The sequence below is a fragment of the Taklimakanibacter albus genome (assembly GCF_016595235.1).
In the GTDB taxonomy this organism is placed as follows: domain Bacteria; phylum Pseudomonadota; class Alphaproteobacteria; order Rhizobiales; family Aestuariivirgaceae; genus Taklimakanibacter; species Taklimakanibacter albus.
Map to the genome: position 1 here is coordinate 590,277 of NZ_JAENHL010000004.1, position 14,785 is coordinate 605,061.

Below are 14,785 nucleotides of genomic sequence, written 5' to 3' on the forward strand. Positions count from 1 at the left end.
AGTCAGGGGAGGTTGAGTGGATTAGTGGCCATAATTCACTTGCATTAATCGATATGAGCCATAAATCATGGTGGCCGCCTGCGAGGAGTGCCCATGGCGAAGGAAGACTTCAACAGCCTGTTGTGGTTCCTGGCTGTTGCCGAGGAGCGCAGTTTTACCAAGGCGGCCGCCAGGCTCGGAATCACACAGTCGACACTCAGCCACACCATCAAGCGCCTGGAAACGACGATGGGAATCAGGCTCCTGGCGCGGACGACGAGAAATGTCGCGCCGACGGAGGCGGGAGAACGCCTTAGCCGATCACTGGCGCCGCGTGTGGCTGAGATAGAGGCGGAAATCGCGGCCCTCATGGAGTTTCGCGACAGGCCCGCCGGAAATATCAAGATCACCCTGTCTGACCATGCTCTGAACACCGTCGTGTGGCCAAGGCTGCGGCCGGTCCTCACCGCCTATCCGGATATCAAGCTCGAGCTCAGCGTCGATAACGGCCTGCGCAACATCGTCGAGGATGGATTCGACGCCGGCATACGGCTTGGCGAGAGCGTCCAGAAGGACATGGTCGCGGTCAAAATTGGTCCGGACTGGCGTATGGTGGCGGTCGCTTCGCCGCATTATTTTGCGGCACATCCGCTGCCGGCGCATCCGCAAGATCTGATTGGACACAATTGCATCAACATGCGCCAGGCCACCGCCGGAGGTTTGTACGCATGGGAATTTGCAAAGAACGGCCAGGATCTCCGCGTGAGGGTCGATGGTCAACTGACCTTCAATACCTCATACGCAATGATCGATGCAGCCCTCAAAGGCTACGGCATTGCCTTTATGCCGGAAGACCTCGTTGATCGGCACATCGCGTCGGGAGAGCTCATTCTGGCGCTGGACGACTGGTCACCCAAATTTGCCGGCTATTACATTTATTATCCGAGCAGACGGCAAAACCTGCCGGCATTCAAAGTAATCGTTGACGCGCTCCGTTATCAGCAAGCTTGATCGATACACGCACCGATTTTGGATTTTCCCCTGGCGGGCGTTACAGTCTCCGGCCATGCCTCGTCTGCGCGCTTCCACCGACGCCCTGATCATCGCCGCCGCCATTATGGGGAGCAGCGTCGTCATGCTGGGCGAGAGCGTGGTGTCCCTGGCGCTGCCGAGTATTGGCAAGAGCCTCGGAGTGCCGTTCACCAGCCTGCAATGGGTGGCGGACGGCTATAACCTCACCCTCGCCTCCTGCATTCTCTTCGGCGGAGCACTCGGCGATGCATTGGGTCTGAAACGCGTCTATCTGTGGAGCGCCTGGGCCTTTCTCGCTTTGTCGGTCGTCTGCGCCCTGGCTTGGAGCGGGCTCACGCTCATTCTCTTCCGCGCCGTGCTGGGCGTAGCCGGGGCGCTGCTCACGCCGGTGAGCCTCGCCGTCCTCAATGCGCAACTGCCGAAGGCGCTGCGCATGCGCGCCATCGCCTATTGGACGGCGGCGACCTCGATCGTCCTGGCGGCAGGCCCTTTGGTCGGCGGCTATCTCGTCGACATGTTCTCCTGGCGCGCGATTTTTCTGTTCAACCTGCCGCTGGCCCTGATCGCGATCGCACTGGGGCATGCCGCCTTGAAGGAACAGCCGGTACGGAGCCGCCTCGACATCGACTGGCTGGGCGCGCTCCTCGCCTTCCTGTTTCTGGGCGGGCTGACATTCGGGCTCATCGAGGGCCCGGCGAACAACTGGCCGCCCATGATGATCGCGGCCGTGGTCGCGGGACTAGCATGCTTCGTCGCCTTTGTCTGGTGGGAGCGGCGCCTATCATCTCCGCTCGTCGATCTCGCCCTCTTCAAAAACCGGAATTTCGCCGCCACCAATAGTGCGACGCTCTTCCTCTACGCCGCTTTCGGCGGCTTCGGGTTTCTCTTCTCGTATTTCCTGCAGACCGTCTCCGGGTTTTCAGCGACGGCCGCGGGCGCGGCATTCCTGCCCGTCTCGGTGATGCTGGGGATCGCCTCCGGCCAGGTCGGGGAATATGCCAGCAGATTTGGCCCACGCTGGTTCATGGGGACAGGGCCTCTCTTCTGCGCCGCGGGCATGTTGACCCTTCTGCCGCTCGGAGCTCAGACGACCTATCTCACCGGCGTCCTGCCGGGTGTCGTGCTGTTCGGCATTGGGCTCACCTTGACTGTGGCGCCGCTCACGGCCACGGCGCTGAATTCGGCGCCGGATGAAAAATCCGGCATCGCCTCCGCCATCAATAACGGACTCGCATCCGCCGGGCCCCTCATCGCCATCGCCTTGCTCGGTCTTGGTGGGATCGAGCACGCATATATCCTCGGCGTGTGGACATGCGCAGTGCTGGCCGTGCTCGCCGGCGCGCTATCATTTGCCTTCGTCAAGACATAAGCCCGACCTCAGTAGCCGGTGATCTTCTTCATATAGCGGCGGCCTTCGAGCATCGGCCGGCCGCGCAGATCCGCCAACCGGTAGGCGAATTTCCACAACGTGTCGAAGAAGACGAGCGGCAGCAGATAGGTCTGGAAGCGCCGATCGATGGCGGTGAGATCGAGCTCGTCGCTGTCGAGGACGAGAATGTTGTCGCGCGAACCGAAGCGTAGCAGGAAATCACGCGCCCGTTCACTGAGGCGGCGCGTCTCGTCGCTGCCGACGAGCACGATAAAGGCAGCGTTCTCGTCAACGACTTCGAACGGCCCGTGGAAGAATTCATTCGCGTGGATGGCCTGCGAATCGTACCACTGCATCTCCATGAGCACGCATGTCGAAAAGGAATAGGCGGCCCCATAGGCGGGGCCGCTGGCCAGCGCGTAGATGGCGGACTTGTCCCTGAAGCGCGGCGCGAAGGACGCGAAACGGCCGGCAAAAACCTGATGCGCCCTGTAGATCGCCGGCTGAAGAGCCGAGAGGCTCGTGAGCAGCGGCCCAGTCAGGTCGACGCCGTCGGTGATGCGCAGCAGGCCGGCCAGCAGCATATAGAGAACCGCATAGTTGCTGTCGGCCGCGTCGATGGCGATGCCGGTCGTGTAGGAGGCCTGATAGGCGAGTGTGAATTCGCAGGCTTTCGCCAGCGGCGAGACCGGATCGAGCGTCATCGCAATGGTCAGCGCGCCCTTGCCGCGCGCATGCTCGGCCGCGCGCACCGTCTCGCTTGTCGTTCCGGTCTGCGAGCACAGGATCACGAGGGCGTCCGGGCCGAGCCTTTTCGGGTCGCGGCAGACGAATTCATCGGCGTTGAAGAGGTCCGAGGACAATTTCGCCGAATGGCGGTCGATGAAATATTTCCCGCCCTGCATGATCGACAGAGAGCCGCCGCAGGCGACGAGAAACACATGCGAGATGGCGCGGCCGGACAGCGGCCGCAGGGCGCTTTCGACATCCGGGTTCAGGGCAGTTTTCATCTTCTCACTCGATTGACAGGCTGAAATCAATGTGCGAACGTTCTCACATATTGTCAATGTAAAAGTCCTTCATGATCAAAATTGCCGCGCTGGGAGATAATGTCGTCGATTGTTATTTGTCGCGGGACGAAATGTACCCAGGCGGCAATTGCCTGAATGTCTCGGTCTTCTCCCGCCGCTTCGGCGCGCTGTCCGCCTATATCGGCGCCATCGGCAGAGATCGCGCCGGTGATGTCATCCAACAGGCGCTGGAGGCCGAGGATATCGATGTCAGCCATCTGCGCCGGCTCGATGGACCGACCGCCTATTGCGTGATCGGCCACCGCAACGCCGAGCGTCTGTTCCTGAGTTTCGACCTCGGCGTGTCGATGTTCGCGCCCGATGACGATGATCTGGCCTTCCTCGAAACCTTTTCGGCGGTGCATGTCGGTCAGTCGAGCGGCCTCGATGCGCATCTGGGGGCCATCGCGAAGCGGGCTCTCCTCTCCTATGATTTTTCGATCCGCCGCGAGCGCGAACATCGCCGCGCCATCGCCCCCTTCTGTCTGCTCGCCTCGGTGTCGGGCGGCGATCTTTCCGATGACGAGGTTGCGGCGGTCAGTGGAGAGCTCATTGACGGCGGCGCGCAATGGGTGCTGGTGACCCGCGGGCGACAGGGCGCGATGCTCGCCCATGACGCCGAGCGCTGGCACGTCGCGGCCCATCCCATCGAAGCCGTCGACACGTTGGGCGCCGGCGATACCTTCATTGCCCGCACGCTTTATGGCCTCCTCGCCGGGGAAGACCCGCGGGAGATCCTTTCATCGGCGGCCCGTGCCGCCGCCGATACATGCCGCTATTTCGGCGCGGTGGGCCATGGCGCGCCGATCGCCATTGCCGCCGATATCGACGCCCTGAAGCGCAAGATATCGTCATCAAGCAGGCTTTGAAACCGACCCGCGACGGGTGAGCGCCAGCTCGAGCGTGACGTGACGGGGCGGACTGTCGCTGCCGGCGATCCTTTCAAGCATCAGGCGTGCCGCTGTCTGGCCCATCGCGGTCACCGGCTGCACCACCGCCGTGATCTGGGGCTTGAGAAAGCTCATCCAGTCGAGATCGTCGAACCCGATCATCGAAAGCTGGTCGGGGATCTGCACACCCAGCGAGGTGATGGCGTCGACCGCCCCTGCCGTCATCAGCCCATCGGCGGTGAACAAGCCGGTGGGCCGGTCGGGAAGCCGCAACAGATGCAAGGCCTGCAGGCGCGCCGCCTCCAGCGAATAGGCGCCGACACGTCCGATGAGCGCGCGATCGAGGTCGATCCCGGCCGAAAGATGCGCCTCGACATAACCGAAGAGACGCTGCCAGCTTGGGAACAGCGTGGTGGGCTCGATGCTGCGTGCGGTCACGCGGGCGATGAAGGAAGAGATGTCGCCCGAATCCCAGCGCTCCAGCTCGGCGAGGATGGCGATACGCCGATGACCGGCATCGATCAGGCTCGATATTGCCTCGCGCGAGGCCTTGCGGTTGTCGACGGTGACAGCGTCGGCGCCGAGTCCCTTGACCATGCGGTCGAACTGCACGATCGGGCAGCCCCCCTTCAGCGCCCTTCGCAAGTGATCGGAACGTTCGGTATCGCAGGGCGCCACGATCAGGCCGTCGACCTGCTTTTCGAGCAGCAATTGCACCGCCTCGAGTTCGCGCGCCAGGAGCTCGTCGCTATTCGTCAGCAATACGCCGAAGCCTTCGGCGCGCGCCACATCGGCGATACCGCGCAGGATGCTGGAATAAAACGGGCTCTGGATGTCACCGGCGACGACGCCGATCGTCCTGGTCTTGCCGGTGATGAGGCCACGGGCCAGGAGATTGGGACGATAGCCCAACCGCTCGGCTGAGGCTTTTACCCGTTTCTTGATCTCTTCGCTCGCATAGCCATAGCCGCCCAGCACCCGCCCCGCGGTCGCGGTTGAGACGCCGGCGAGGAGCGCGACTTCGGTAATGGTCACTTTGTCGGTGCGTTTCTCAGCCATGGCTCATTGGTGTCTTCAAGATCAGCGGAGCTTTTCATCTAGCGTGGACAGAGGCGGCTGCAAACCACGGGAACGGCCTCGCCCACGTCTGAGAACATTCTCCATTTCAGGCTTGACGACATGGCAGGGCCTATGTTTGTATTGTGAGAACGTTCGCACATCGAGCCTCAGTGAGCAATAGTCTCGTACCGGCTCCTGTCCGGCGCGAAAGAACAAGCTCAAGCAGAGGGAGAACGTCATGACCTACGGCATGCAGACCTTGCGCAACTGCGGCAGCGCCATGCTCGCCGCCGGCGCCATCATCGCCATCGCAACCACCGCGGCGGTGGCCGGCGGCGTCGACCAGAAACTGCACGACGCCCTGCCCGACCAGTACAAGACCAATGGCGTCAATGTCGCCGTCTTCAATGACTGGCCTCCGGACGAATTCGTCGAGAATGGTGAGCTCAAGGGCTGGAGCGTCGACATGGCCAAGGCCATGTCCGAAAAGCTCGGCGTCCCCTTCAAATTCGAGGCGACGAGCTTCGAGATCATCATTCCGGGCCTCGTCAGCAAGCGCTTCGATGCCGGCTTCTCGTCCTTCGGCGTCACCGAGGAGCGCCTGCAGTCGCTCGATTTCGTGCCCCAGCGCCGGGAGGGCACGGCCTATGCCTCGCTCAAGGGCAAGAACTTCAACATCCAGAACGAGAAGGATCTGTGCGGCCACAGTGTCGCCGTGCTGACCGGGGCCTGGGACTTCCAGTATCTGACGAAGGTGAGCGCCGAGACCTGCCAGGGGGCCAAGCCCATCGACCTGCAGCAATTCACGACACAGAACGCAGCCGAGCTCGCGGTTTCCTCGGGGCGCGTCGAACTCGTCGCCGCCGGTTCCGCCAAGTTGCAATACATGGCCAAGCAGACCGGCACCTTCGAGGTTTCCACCTTTGTCAGCAATGCCGTCTACAACGGCATCGGCGTGCGCCGCGGCGATCCGATCGGACCTGTTCTGAGGGATGCGCTTCAGTCTATGATGGATGATGGAAGCTACAAGCAGCTGATGGCCAAGTGGGGCGTCGACGGCAGCGGGATGCTGGACAAGGCCGTCCTTGTCGACCAGGCTCATCCCGATCCGAAGTAACACCGGCCTTCCGCAAGGTCCATCCAGCCCGGAGTGCCGCATGGGCCAATCATCACCGTCGTCCCGCCCCGATATCCACGCCACCAGGCCGGTACCGGTCCGGCATCCGGCACGCTGGATCGGCGGGGCGGCGCTCTTCCTCTTCGTCTTTCTCTTTGTGCGCCTCCTCGTCACCAATGAGAATCTGCAATGGCCGGTGGTGGCGCATTACATGCTGAGCCCCGAGATCCTCAAGGGCCTCGGGCGCACGCTGCTGCTCACATTCCTCGCCATGATCTTCGGGCTCGCCATCGGCGTCGTGCTGGCGGTCATGCGGCTTTCGAGCAATCCGGTCTTCCGGGCGGCGAGCTGGCTGTGGATATGGTTCTTCCGCGGCGTGCCGCCTCTGGTCCAGCTTGTCTTCTGGTACAATCTCGCCCTCCTCATCCCGACCGTCTCCATCGGTATTCCCTTCGGCCCGCAATTCTGGGAGGCCAGCACCAACCAGCTGATCACGCCCTTCAGTGCCGCGATCCTCGGTCTCGCCCTCACCGAAAGCGCCTATGCCTCCGAGATGATCCGCGCCGGCATCCAGGCGATCAGTGTCGGCCAGACCGAGGCGGCGGCAACACTCGGCATGACGCGCGCGCAGATCCTGCGGCGCATCGTCCTGCCGCAGGCGCTTCGGATCCTCATCCCGCCGATCGGCAATGACACGATCTCGATGCTGAAATTCACTTCGCTGGTCAGCGTGCTGGCGCTGCCCGATCTTCTCTATTCGGCGCAGATGATCTATTCCCGGACCTATCAGACCATTCCGCTCCTCATCGTCGCCACCATCTGGTACCTGATCCTCTCCACCGTGCTGACTTTCGCCGAGCATTATATCGAACATCGCCTCAATGGCCGGCCGCTGGCCCTGAGCGCTGTCCTGAGTTCGCTCTTCAAGAGCAAGTTCTGGTCACTGCGCCGGCATGAGGCCCGCTCGTGACCGCGGCCACGCCCCTGCTCAAGGTGGAGCGGCTGTCGAAGAGCTTCGGCACCCACCAGGTGTTGCGCAATATCGACCTCGCGATCGAGGCCGGCGAGGTCATGTGCATCGTCGGTCCTTCCGGCTCGGGCAAGAGCACGCTGCTGCGCTGCCTCAATTATCTCGAGACGCCGGATTCAGGCGCCGTTTTTCTCGCCGGCGAGCCGGTCGGGGTCAGATGGCGGGGCGCGACGCTCTATGAGATGTCCTTCAACGAGCTTGCGGTGCAGCGCCAGCGCATGGGCATGGTGTTCCAGAGCTTCAACCTGTTCCCGCACAAGACCGCGCTCGAGAACGTCATCGAAGCGCCGATCGTGGTGAAGCGTAAGAAGAAGGCCGAGGCGATCACCGAGGCAGAAGCGCTTCTCGAAAAGGTCGGGCTGGCGGACCGGGCGCATTATTATCCGAGGCAGCTTTCCGGCGGCCAGCAGCAGCGCGTCGCCATCGCCCGCTCGCTCGCCATGCAGCCGGCGCTGATGCTCTTCGACGAGCCGACCTCGGCGCTCGACCCCGAGCTCGTCGGCGAAGTGCTGGCGGTGATGCGCGCGCTCGCCGAGGACGGCATGACCATGGTGGTGGTCACCCACGAGATGAGCTTCGCCCGCGACGTCGCCGATCATCTGGTCTTCATGGATCAGGGTGTCATCGTCGAGGAAGGCCATCCCAGGGACGTGCTCAGACATCCGCGGCACAGCCGTACCAAGGCCTTTCTCGCCCGTGTCATCTGAACTGGATACGCCATGATGCATGCCGATGCCGAAACCGTCGACCGCCTGCTCGATTATCCAGGCCTGATCGAGGCGCTGCGCGCCGCCCATCGCGCAGATCTGATGCCGCAGAGCCGTGTCGAGGTGATGAGCGACGATCATGACGACGCCAACAAATTCGTCTCGCTCATCGCCTGGGCGGGCGGCGATCTCATCGCCGTCAAGCTCGTCGGGGTCTTTCCGGGCAATCTGGCGCTCAATCCTCCGCAACCCTCGGTGCAAGGAATGGTCGCGCTGATGAGTGGCAGGACGGGCGCGCCGCTTCTCACGGCAGACGGTGCGGCGCTCACCTTTCGCAAGACCGCAGCGGATTCGGCCCTGGCCGCCGATTTCCTGGCGCGAAGCGATGCGAGAACACTGCTCGTGATCGGTGCCGGTGGGCTGGCGCCGCATGTCATCGCCGCGCATCTGGCGGTCCGGCCGTCCATCACACGGGTCCTCGTCTGGAACCGTACTCTCGCGAGAGCCGAGAACCTGGTCCAAAGCCTGCGCCATCTGCCGGCCGAGCTCGCGGTCGTTTCCGATCTGCGCGCGGCCCTGCCCGAGGCCGATATTATCTCCTGCGTGACCATGGCGACCGAGCCCCTGGTGCTGGGCCGGCAGCTCAAGCCTGGAGCCCATGTCGACCTGATCGGCGCGTATCTGCCCGAGATGCGCGAGGCCGATGACGACGTCGTCCGCCGCGCCCGTCTAATTTTTGTCGACACCCGGACGAACTGCGAAGGATCGGGGGAGATTGCGGCGCCCCTGGCCCACGGGCTCGTCACGCGGGAAGACATCATCGCCGATCTTTTCGATCTATGCACTGGCCGGCATTCCGGGCGCTCGTCGGACGAGCAGGTCACGATGTACAAGAATGTCGGCGGCAGCCATCTCGATCTCTTCACCGCACGCCATTTGCTGGCGCGTTTGTCGCCGGTTACCTGATGGTCTCCTACTCCAAGGGATGATGGCAGGCGATCTGATGCTCGGTGCCGATGGATCGCAGCGGCGGATCGACACGGTGGCACAGCTCGGTGGCGCGCGGACACCTCGTATGGAAGCTGCAGCCGCTCGGCTTGTTGGCTGGATTGGGCACCTCACCCTTGAGAATGATGCGCATGCGCTGGCGCTCGCGTACCGGATCGGGGATCGGGATCGCCGACAGCAAGGCGCCGGTATAGGGATGGCGCGGTGTCTTGAACAGTGCCGCGCGGGGCGCCCGCTCGACGATGCGGCCCAGATGCATGACCGCTACGTCGCTGCACATATGCGCGACGACGCTCAGATCGTGGCTGATGAACAGCATCGTGAGCCCGCGCTCTCGCTGCAGCTGGTGCAGCAGGTTCATGATCTGCGCCCGGATCGAAACGTCGAGCGCCGAGACCGGCTCGTCGGCCACGATGAAGGCCGGATCGGTGCTGATGGCGCGCGCGATGACGGCGCGCTGGCGCTGGCCGCCTGATATCTCATGCGGATAACGTGACAGGAAGCTGGTGGCGAGGCCCGCCTGCTCGATCGCCGCCGCGGCCTGGCTTTGGGCATCGGCGCGCGACCAGCCCTGGACGCGCAGATGTTCCATCACCGTGGCACCGATCGTCATGCGCGGATTGAGGGCGCCGGACGGATCCTGGAAAATGATCTGCCGCTCCCGCCGCAGACGCGCCATGAAGGACGGCTCGGGCGTCGCCGTATCCTTGCCTTCGAACAGGACCTGGCCCAGGCTCGGCTTCTGCAGCCCGACCAGCGTGCGCCCGAGCGTGCTCTTGCCGCTGCCCGATTCACCGACAAGGCCCAGCGTCGCGCCGCGCGCCACGCCGAGATCGACGCCGTCGAGCGCACGCAGAACGCGATGGCGGCCGACCAGATAATGGCGCGCCAGGCCCTTCGCTTCGATCAGCATCTCGGTCATGGCGTATTCCAGCACGAGACGAAGTGGTTTTCACCGATCTCGCGCAGCGCCGGTGGCGTACGGCAGGCATCGCTCGCTTTGGCGCAACGCGGCGCGAAGCGGCAGCCCGTCTGCAGCTCCGCCCCTTGCACGCTGCCGGGAATGGTCGGCACCGGCTCGTCCCAGCCGCTGTCGAGCTGCGGGATCGAGCGCAGCAGTCCATGCGTGTAAGGATGCAGAGGCGTCGCGAACAGCTCTTCGGTCGCCGCCATCTCGACGATCGCCCCCGCATACATGACGGCGACGCGGTCGGTCATGCCGGCGACCACGCCCAGATCATGCGTGATCAGGATGACGCCCATCCCCTCTTCGCGCACGAGCCCCTGGAGTAATTCGAGGATCTGCGCCTGCACCGTGACGTCGAGCGCCGTCGTCGGCTCGTCCGCCAGGAGCAGCCGTGGCGCGCAGGCCATCGCCATGGCGATCACCACACGCTGGCACATGCCGCCCGACATTTCATGCGGATAGACGGAAAAACGCTCCTCGGGCGCGGCAATGCCGACCTTGCGCAGGAGATCGATGGCCCGCTTACGCGCTTCCCGGCGCGAGATATTGAGATGCGCCGTCAGCGCCTCGACGATCTGGTCGCCGACCCGGATCATCGGATGCAGCGCCGTCCCCGGATCCTGGAAGATCATGGCGACGTCGGCGCCGCGCCGTGCCCGCATCGCCGCTTCGTCGAGCCCGAGAAGCTCGACGCCGTTGAGATGCGCGGTTCCGCCGATCTCGGCATCGCGGAGGAGCCGCATCAGCGCCAGCGCCGTCGTCGACTTGCCGCAGCCCGACTCCCCGACGAGGCCCAGCATCTCGCCCGGCGCGACGTCGAAGGAAATGCCATCTACCGCCTTGGCCCGGCCGAACGCCACCAGGAGGTTCTCGACCTTGAGCAGCGGCGTGGACGCTTCACCCGTCATTTGTCGCGGATCCGCGGATCGAGCGCATCGCGCAGCCCGTCGCCGAGGAAGTTGAAGCTGGTCACCGCCAGCGTGATGGCGAGGCCGGGAAAGACGGCGAGCCACGGATCGACCTGGAAATCGCTCTGCGCGTTGGTCAGCATGTTGCCCCAGCTCGCCTCAGGCGGCTGGATGCCGTAGCCGAGAAAGCTGATATAGCTTTCGAGCAGAATGGCGTTCGCCGTGTTGAGCGTCGCGGCGACCAGAACCGGCGCCAGCGTATTGGGCAGGATCTGGCGCAGGATGATGCGCCAGGACGGCGTGCCGATCATGCGTGCCGCGGCGATGAAGTCGGCCGATTTCAACACCAGGATCTGCGAATAGACGATGCGCGCGATCTCCATCCAGCAGGTGAGCCCGATCATCAGCGCCATCGAAGCGAGGCTCGGCGTCACGAAGGCGGCGACGAACAGCAGCAGGAACACGCTCGGAAAACACAGCATGATGTCGGTGAGCCGCATCAGGATGGTGCCGATCCAGCCGCCGTAATAAGCGGCGAAGGCGCCGACCGAAAAGCCGACGATCACCGTCACCAGCATCGCCGCGATGCCGACCGACAGCGAGATCTGGCCGGCATACATGAGCCTGGTCAGCACATCGCGGCCGAGATCGTCGCTGCCGAGAATGTGGCCTTCGCTCAAAGGCGGCGCGTAGCGGTTGGCGATGTCGAGCTCTTCCGGATCATGCGGCGCCAGCCACGGCGCCCCGGCCGAGCCGATGACCAGGACGGCGAGCACGATCAGCGCCAGCAGCGCCAGGCGATGGCGCAGGAGCCGCCGGAAGGCGCTTGTACGGCGCGGCGGTGCGGCGGCCTGGATATCGAGGACGGCTTCACTCGTCATGAAGCTTCACCCTGGGATCGACAAGAGCGACGACGATGTCGGCCAGGAGATTGCCCAGCACGACGACGACGGCGCCCACCATCAGGATCGCCATGAGGACCGGATAGTCGCGGGTGCTGAGCACAGAGATGAACAGAAGCCCCATGCCGGGCCAGCTGAATACCGTCTCCGTCACCAGGGCGCCGCCGACGAGGAGCGGCAATTGCAGGCCGGCCAGCGCCACCAGCGGCACCAGCGCCGCCCTGAGCCCGTGATTGACCAGCACGCGCGACGGACTGATGCCCTTGGCGCGCGCCGTGCGCACGAAATCCTGGTCGAGAATGTCGATCATCGAGGAGCGCGTATAACGGCTCCATTGCGCCACCAGCACCAGCGCCAGCACGACGACCGGCAGCACCAGGTGATGCAGCCGGTCGAGCAGACTGCCATCGCCGATGCTCACCATGCCACCGGCCGGAAACCAGCCGAGCGTCTGCGCGAAGAAGAAAATGGCGAGAAGGCCGAACCAGAAGGTCGGCAGCGACAGAGCGATCATGGCGCCGATCGCGGTCGCATAGTCGAAGACCGAATTGCGTCTCACCGCCGCCAGCGTGCCGATGGCGACGCCGATGACGAGCGCCAGCGCGAGGCTCGTCCCCATCAGCAGGAATGTGGCCGGCAAGCGATCGAGCACGATCTCGCGCACCTGCTGCCCGCCGAAGAAGCTGTAGCCCCAATTGCCGCTGACGAGCCCGCCGGCCCATTTGAAATACTGGACATAGACAGGCTGATCGAGGCCGAACAGCACCTTGATCCGTTCGATGTCCTGGGCGGTGACGGTCGGGTTCAAAGTATAGATGGCCAGCGGTCCTCCCGGCGCCAGATGCATCAGCGCGAAGCCGACGATCGAGACGCCGAAGAGGAGGACCGCCGACTGGAGGAGCCGGTTGATCAGGAAACGGGCCATTCCCCGGATAATCTGGTTTCGTTCGGCTCAGGTCAACTCGTCGTCCAATCCGCCGGATTCCAGGTATTGATCGGCGTATAGGGATTGAGCACGAAACCACCGACCCGGTCCCTCACCCCGACGATCGTCTGATAGGCGAAGATCGGCGCGAAGGGCATCTCGTCCAGGAGGATCTCCTGGATACGGTCATAGATCGCCTTGCGCTCCTCCTGGCCGACCGTCTTCGCCCCCTTGGCGGAAAGCTCGTCGATCTCCGGGTTCTGGTACTGGACATAGTTGGAGCCGCTGCCGCCCTTGGCCGGGATCGCCGTCGAGACGATGCGGTCGCCGTAGTCGGGATCCGGATAAAGCAGCGTATCCCAGCCGACCATGAGCGTGTCGAACTCGCTCCTCACCGTGTAGTCGCCCCACACCACCGAGGCCGGCATGTTCTTGATGGTCATCTCGACGCCGACCTTCTTGAGGTTCTGCTGGACGAGCTGCTGCGCCTGCTCGCGCGCCTTGTTACCGGCGGTCGTCGACATGGTGAAGGAGAGACGCACGCCGTCCTTGGCCCGGACGCCGTCGTCGCCGGCCTTCCAGCCGGCCTCATCCAGCAGCGCCGCCGCTTTCGCCGGGTCGAAACCCGGATCGACCAACTTGCTGTTGTAGGCCCAGTGATTGGGCGGCAGGTAGCTCAAGGTCGGAATCGGCACGCCATAATAGACGGCATCGATCCAGCCCTTCTTGTCGATCGCCATATAGATCGCCTTGCGTACCCGTTTGTCCTGGAATTGCGGCTTGCCGCAGTTGAAATAGATGAACTCGACAAAGGGCGAAGCGCTCGGCTCGACCTTGCAATTGGGCAGCGCCTTGGCCTTGGCGTAGAGCAAGGGCGGAATGCCCTGCAGCTCATAGATATCGACCTCGCCGGTCTGAAACTGGGCATAGAGCGTCTGCTGGTCCGGCACATATTTCTGCACCAGCGTGGTGAGCTTCGGCGCGCCGCCGTGATAGTCCGGATTGGGCTCGAACTCGATATGGCTGCCGGCCACCCGGCTCTTGAACTTGAACGGCCCGGTGCCGATGGGCGACGTGTTGAAAGGCGCCGTGTTGATGTCGATGCCGCTCAATATGTGCTTGGGGATGATGCTGGTCTTCTGCCACGACACGACATAGGGCGCGTAGCTCTCCTTGAGCTTGACGCGCACGGTGTGGTCATCGACCGCTTCATAACTTTCGGCATGATCATGGCCATTGCGGCTGCGCACCACCACCTTCGGATCGCGCAGCACGTCGAGCGTGAAAACCACATCGGCGGAGGTGAAGGGCTTGCCGTCATGCCATTTCACGTCAGGCCTGAGCTTGATCGTCCAGGTGAGGCCGTCAGCCGAAATACCGCCATTCTCCGCTGACGGAATTTCAGCGGCGAGATTGGCGATGAGCTTGCCGGCGGGATCGAATTTCCACAGCGCGTCGAAGACGATGTATTCGACCGAGGTTTCGACGCCGGTATTGACATAGAGGAGCGGGTTGAAATTCACCGCCTCCTGGGTGACGCCGATCACCAGCTGGCCGGCGGCGGCCGCCGCTTGCGGGGCGCCAAGCCCCGTCAGGGCGCCGGCGAAGGGCAGAGTAAGACCAAGCAGGCTGCCGGTGCGCAGAAGATCCCGGCGATTGAGCGAAGCTGCTGGCATGTCATCGGCGACGTCACTCATCATTCACTCCCTTTGTTTTGCGGTCTTGCCGACCGGTGGCGCCGTCGAGGCTAACGCAACAATCGGAACTAGACAAGAATGTACATTAAATTCCTCTGACTCTGCATTGTATATTGCAGGTGCGA

General features: G+C 63.5%; 14 protein-coding genes. 7 read left to right on the forward strand and 7 right to left on the reverse strand.

Annotated elements, in window-relative coordinates:
* Positions 1–93 precede the first annotated feature (93 nt).
* Positions 94–990 carry a LysR family transcriptional regulator gene (locus JHL16_RS04170; protein WP_200183617.1) on the forward strand — a complete coding sequence of 299 codons (897 nt, stop codon included), beginning with the start codon at positions 94–96 and terminating at the stop codon, positions 988–990.
* A 55-nt stretch (positions 991–1,045) separates the two neighbouring features.
* Positions 1,046–2,380, forward strand: a complete 1,335-nt coding sequence (locus JHL16_RS04175) for an MFS transporter (protein ID WP_200183618.1) — start codon at positions 1,046–1,048, stop codon at positions 2,378–2,380.
* A gap of 8 nt (positions 2,381–2,388) precedes the next feature.
* On the opposite strand, the gene JHL16_RS04180 is transcribed toward JHL16_RS04175, so the two are convergent.
* A complete protein-coding gene (locus JHL16_RS04180) occupies positions 2,389–3,390 on the reverse strand; it encodes an SIS domain-containing protein (RefSeq protein ID WP_200183619.1) in 1,002 nt (333 codons plus the stop codon).
* 71 nt (positions 3,391–3,461) lie between these two features.
* Between JHL16_RS04180 and JHL16_RS04185 the strand changes: the two genes are divergently transcribed.
* Positions 3,462–4,319, forward strand: a complete 858-nt coding sequence (locus tag JHL16_RS04185) for a PfkB family carbohydrate kinase (protein ID WP_200183620.1) — start codon at positions 3,462–3,464, stop codon at positions 4,317–4,319.
* On the opposite strand, the gene JHL16_RS04190 is transcribed toward JHL16_RS04185, so the two are convergent.
* A complete protein-coding gene (locus tag JHL16_RS04190; RefSeq protein ID WP_200183621.1) occupies positions 4,305–5,399 on the reverse strand; it encodes a LacI family DNA-binding transcriptional regulator in 1,095 nt (364 codons plus the stop codon). The two genes, JHL16_RS04185 and JHL16_RS04190, sit on opposite strands and share 15 nt — an antisense overlap.
* A 238-nt stretch (positions 5,400–5,637) precedes the next feature.
* Here JHL16_RS04190 and JHL16_RS04195 point away from each other — a divergent pair, with 238 nt between their 5' ends.
* From JHL16_RS04195 to JHL16_RS04210, 4 genes are read left to right on the forward strand one after another with little or no spacing between them, the layout of a single operon-like run.
* Complete coding sequence (locus JHL16_RS04195) at positions 5,638–6,516, forward strand: transporter substrate-binding domain-containing protein (RefSeq protein ID WP_246770757.1); 879 nt, start codon at positions 5,638–5,640, stop codon at positions 6,514–6,516.
* A gap of 40 nt (positions 6,517–6,556) precedes the next feature.
* Positions 6,557–7,486, forward strand: a complete 930-nt coding sequence (locus tag JHL16_RS04200) for an amino acid ABC transporter permease (protein WP_200183622.1) — start codon at positions 6,557–6,559, stop codon at positions 7,484–7,486.
* Positions 7,483–8,253, forward strand: a complete 771-nt coding sequence (locus tag JHL16_RS04205; protein ID WP_348647166.1) for an amino acid ABC transporter ATP-binding protein — start codon at positions 7,483–7,485, stop codon at positions 8,251–8,253. Before JHL16_RS04200 ends, JHL16_RS04205 begins: the two co-directional genes overlap by 4 nt.
* A 12-nt stretch (positions 8,254–8,265) precedes the next feature.
* A complete protein-coding gene (locus JHL16_RS04210; protein ID WP_200183623.1) occupies positions 8,266–9,219 on the forward strand; it encodes an ornithine cyclodeaminase in 954 nt (317 codons plus the stop codon).
* 7 nt (positions 9,220–9,226) lie between these two features.
* On the opposite strand, the gene JHL16_RS04215 is transcribed toward JHL16_RS04210, so the two are convergent.
* Genes JHL16_RS04215 through JHL16_RS04235 form a run of 5 tightly spaced genes read right to left on the reverse strand, consistent with a single transcriptional unit; the run spans position 9,227 to position 14,663 of the window.
* Positions 9,227–10,183, reverse strand: a complete 957-nt coding sequence (locus JHL16_RS04215) for an ABC transporter ATP-binding protein (RefSeq protein ID WP_200183624.1) — start codon at positions 10,181–10,183, stop codon at positions 9,227–9,229.
* Positions 10,180–11,136, reverse strand: a complete 957-nt coding sequence (locus tag JHL16_RS04220) for an ABC transporter ATP-binding protein (protein WP_200183625.1) — start codon at positions 11,134–11,136, stop codon at positions 10,180–10,182. Before JHL16_RS04220 ends, JHL16_RS04215 begins: the two co-directional genes overlap by 4 nt.
* Positions 11,133–12,017 (reverse strand): ABC transporter permease, encoded by an 885-nt coding sequence (locus JHL16_RS04225; RefSeq protein WP_200183626.1) that lies wholly within the window; start codon positions 12,015–12,017, stop codon positions 11,133–11,135. Before JHL16_RS04225 ends, JHL16_RS04220 begins: the two co-directional genes overlap by 4 nt.
* Positions 12,007–12,963: an ABC transporter permease gene (locus JHL16_RS04230; protein WP_200183627.1), complete on the reverse strand. Its 957-nt coding sequence runs from the start codon at positions 12,961–12,963 to the stop codon at positions 12,007–12,009. Before JHL16_RS04230 ends, JHL16_RS04225 begins: the two co-directional genes overlap by 11 nt.
* Positions 12,964–12,995: 32 nt before the next feature.
* Positions 12,996–14,663 carry a peptide ABC transporter substrate-binding protein gene (locus JHL16_RS04235; protein ID WP_200183628.1) on the reverse strand — a complete coding sequence of 556 codons (1,668 nt, stop codon included), beginning with the start codon at positions 14,661–14,663 and terminating at the stop codon, positions 12,996–12,998.
* Between the last annotated feature and the right edge of the window lie 122 nt (positions 14,664–14,785).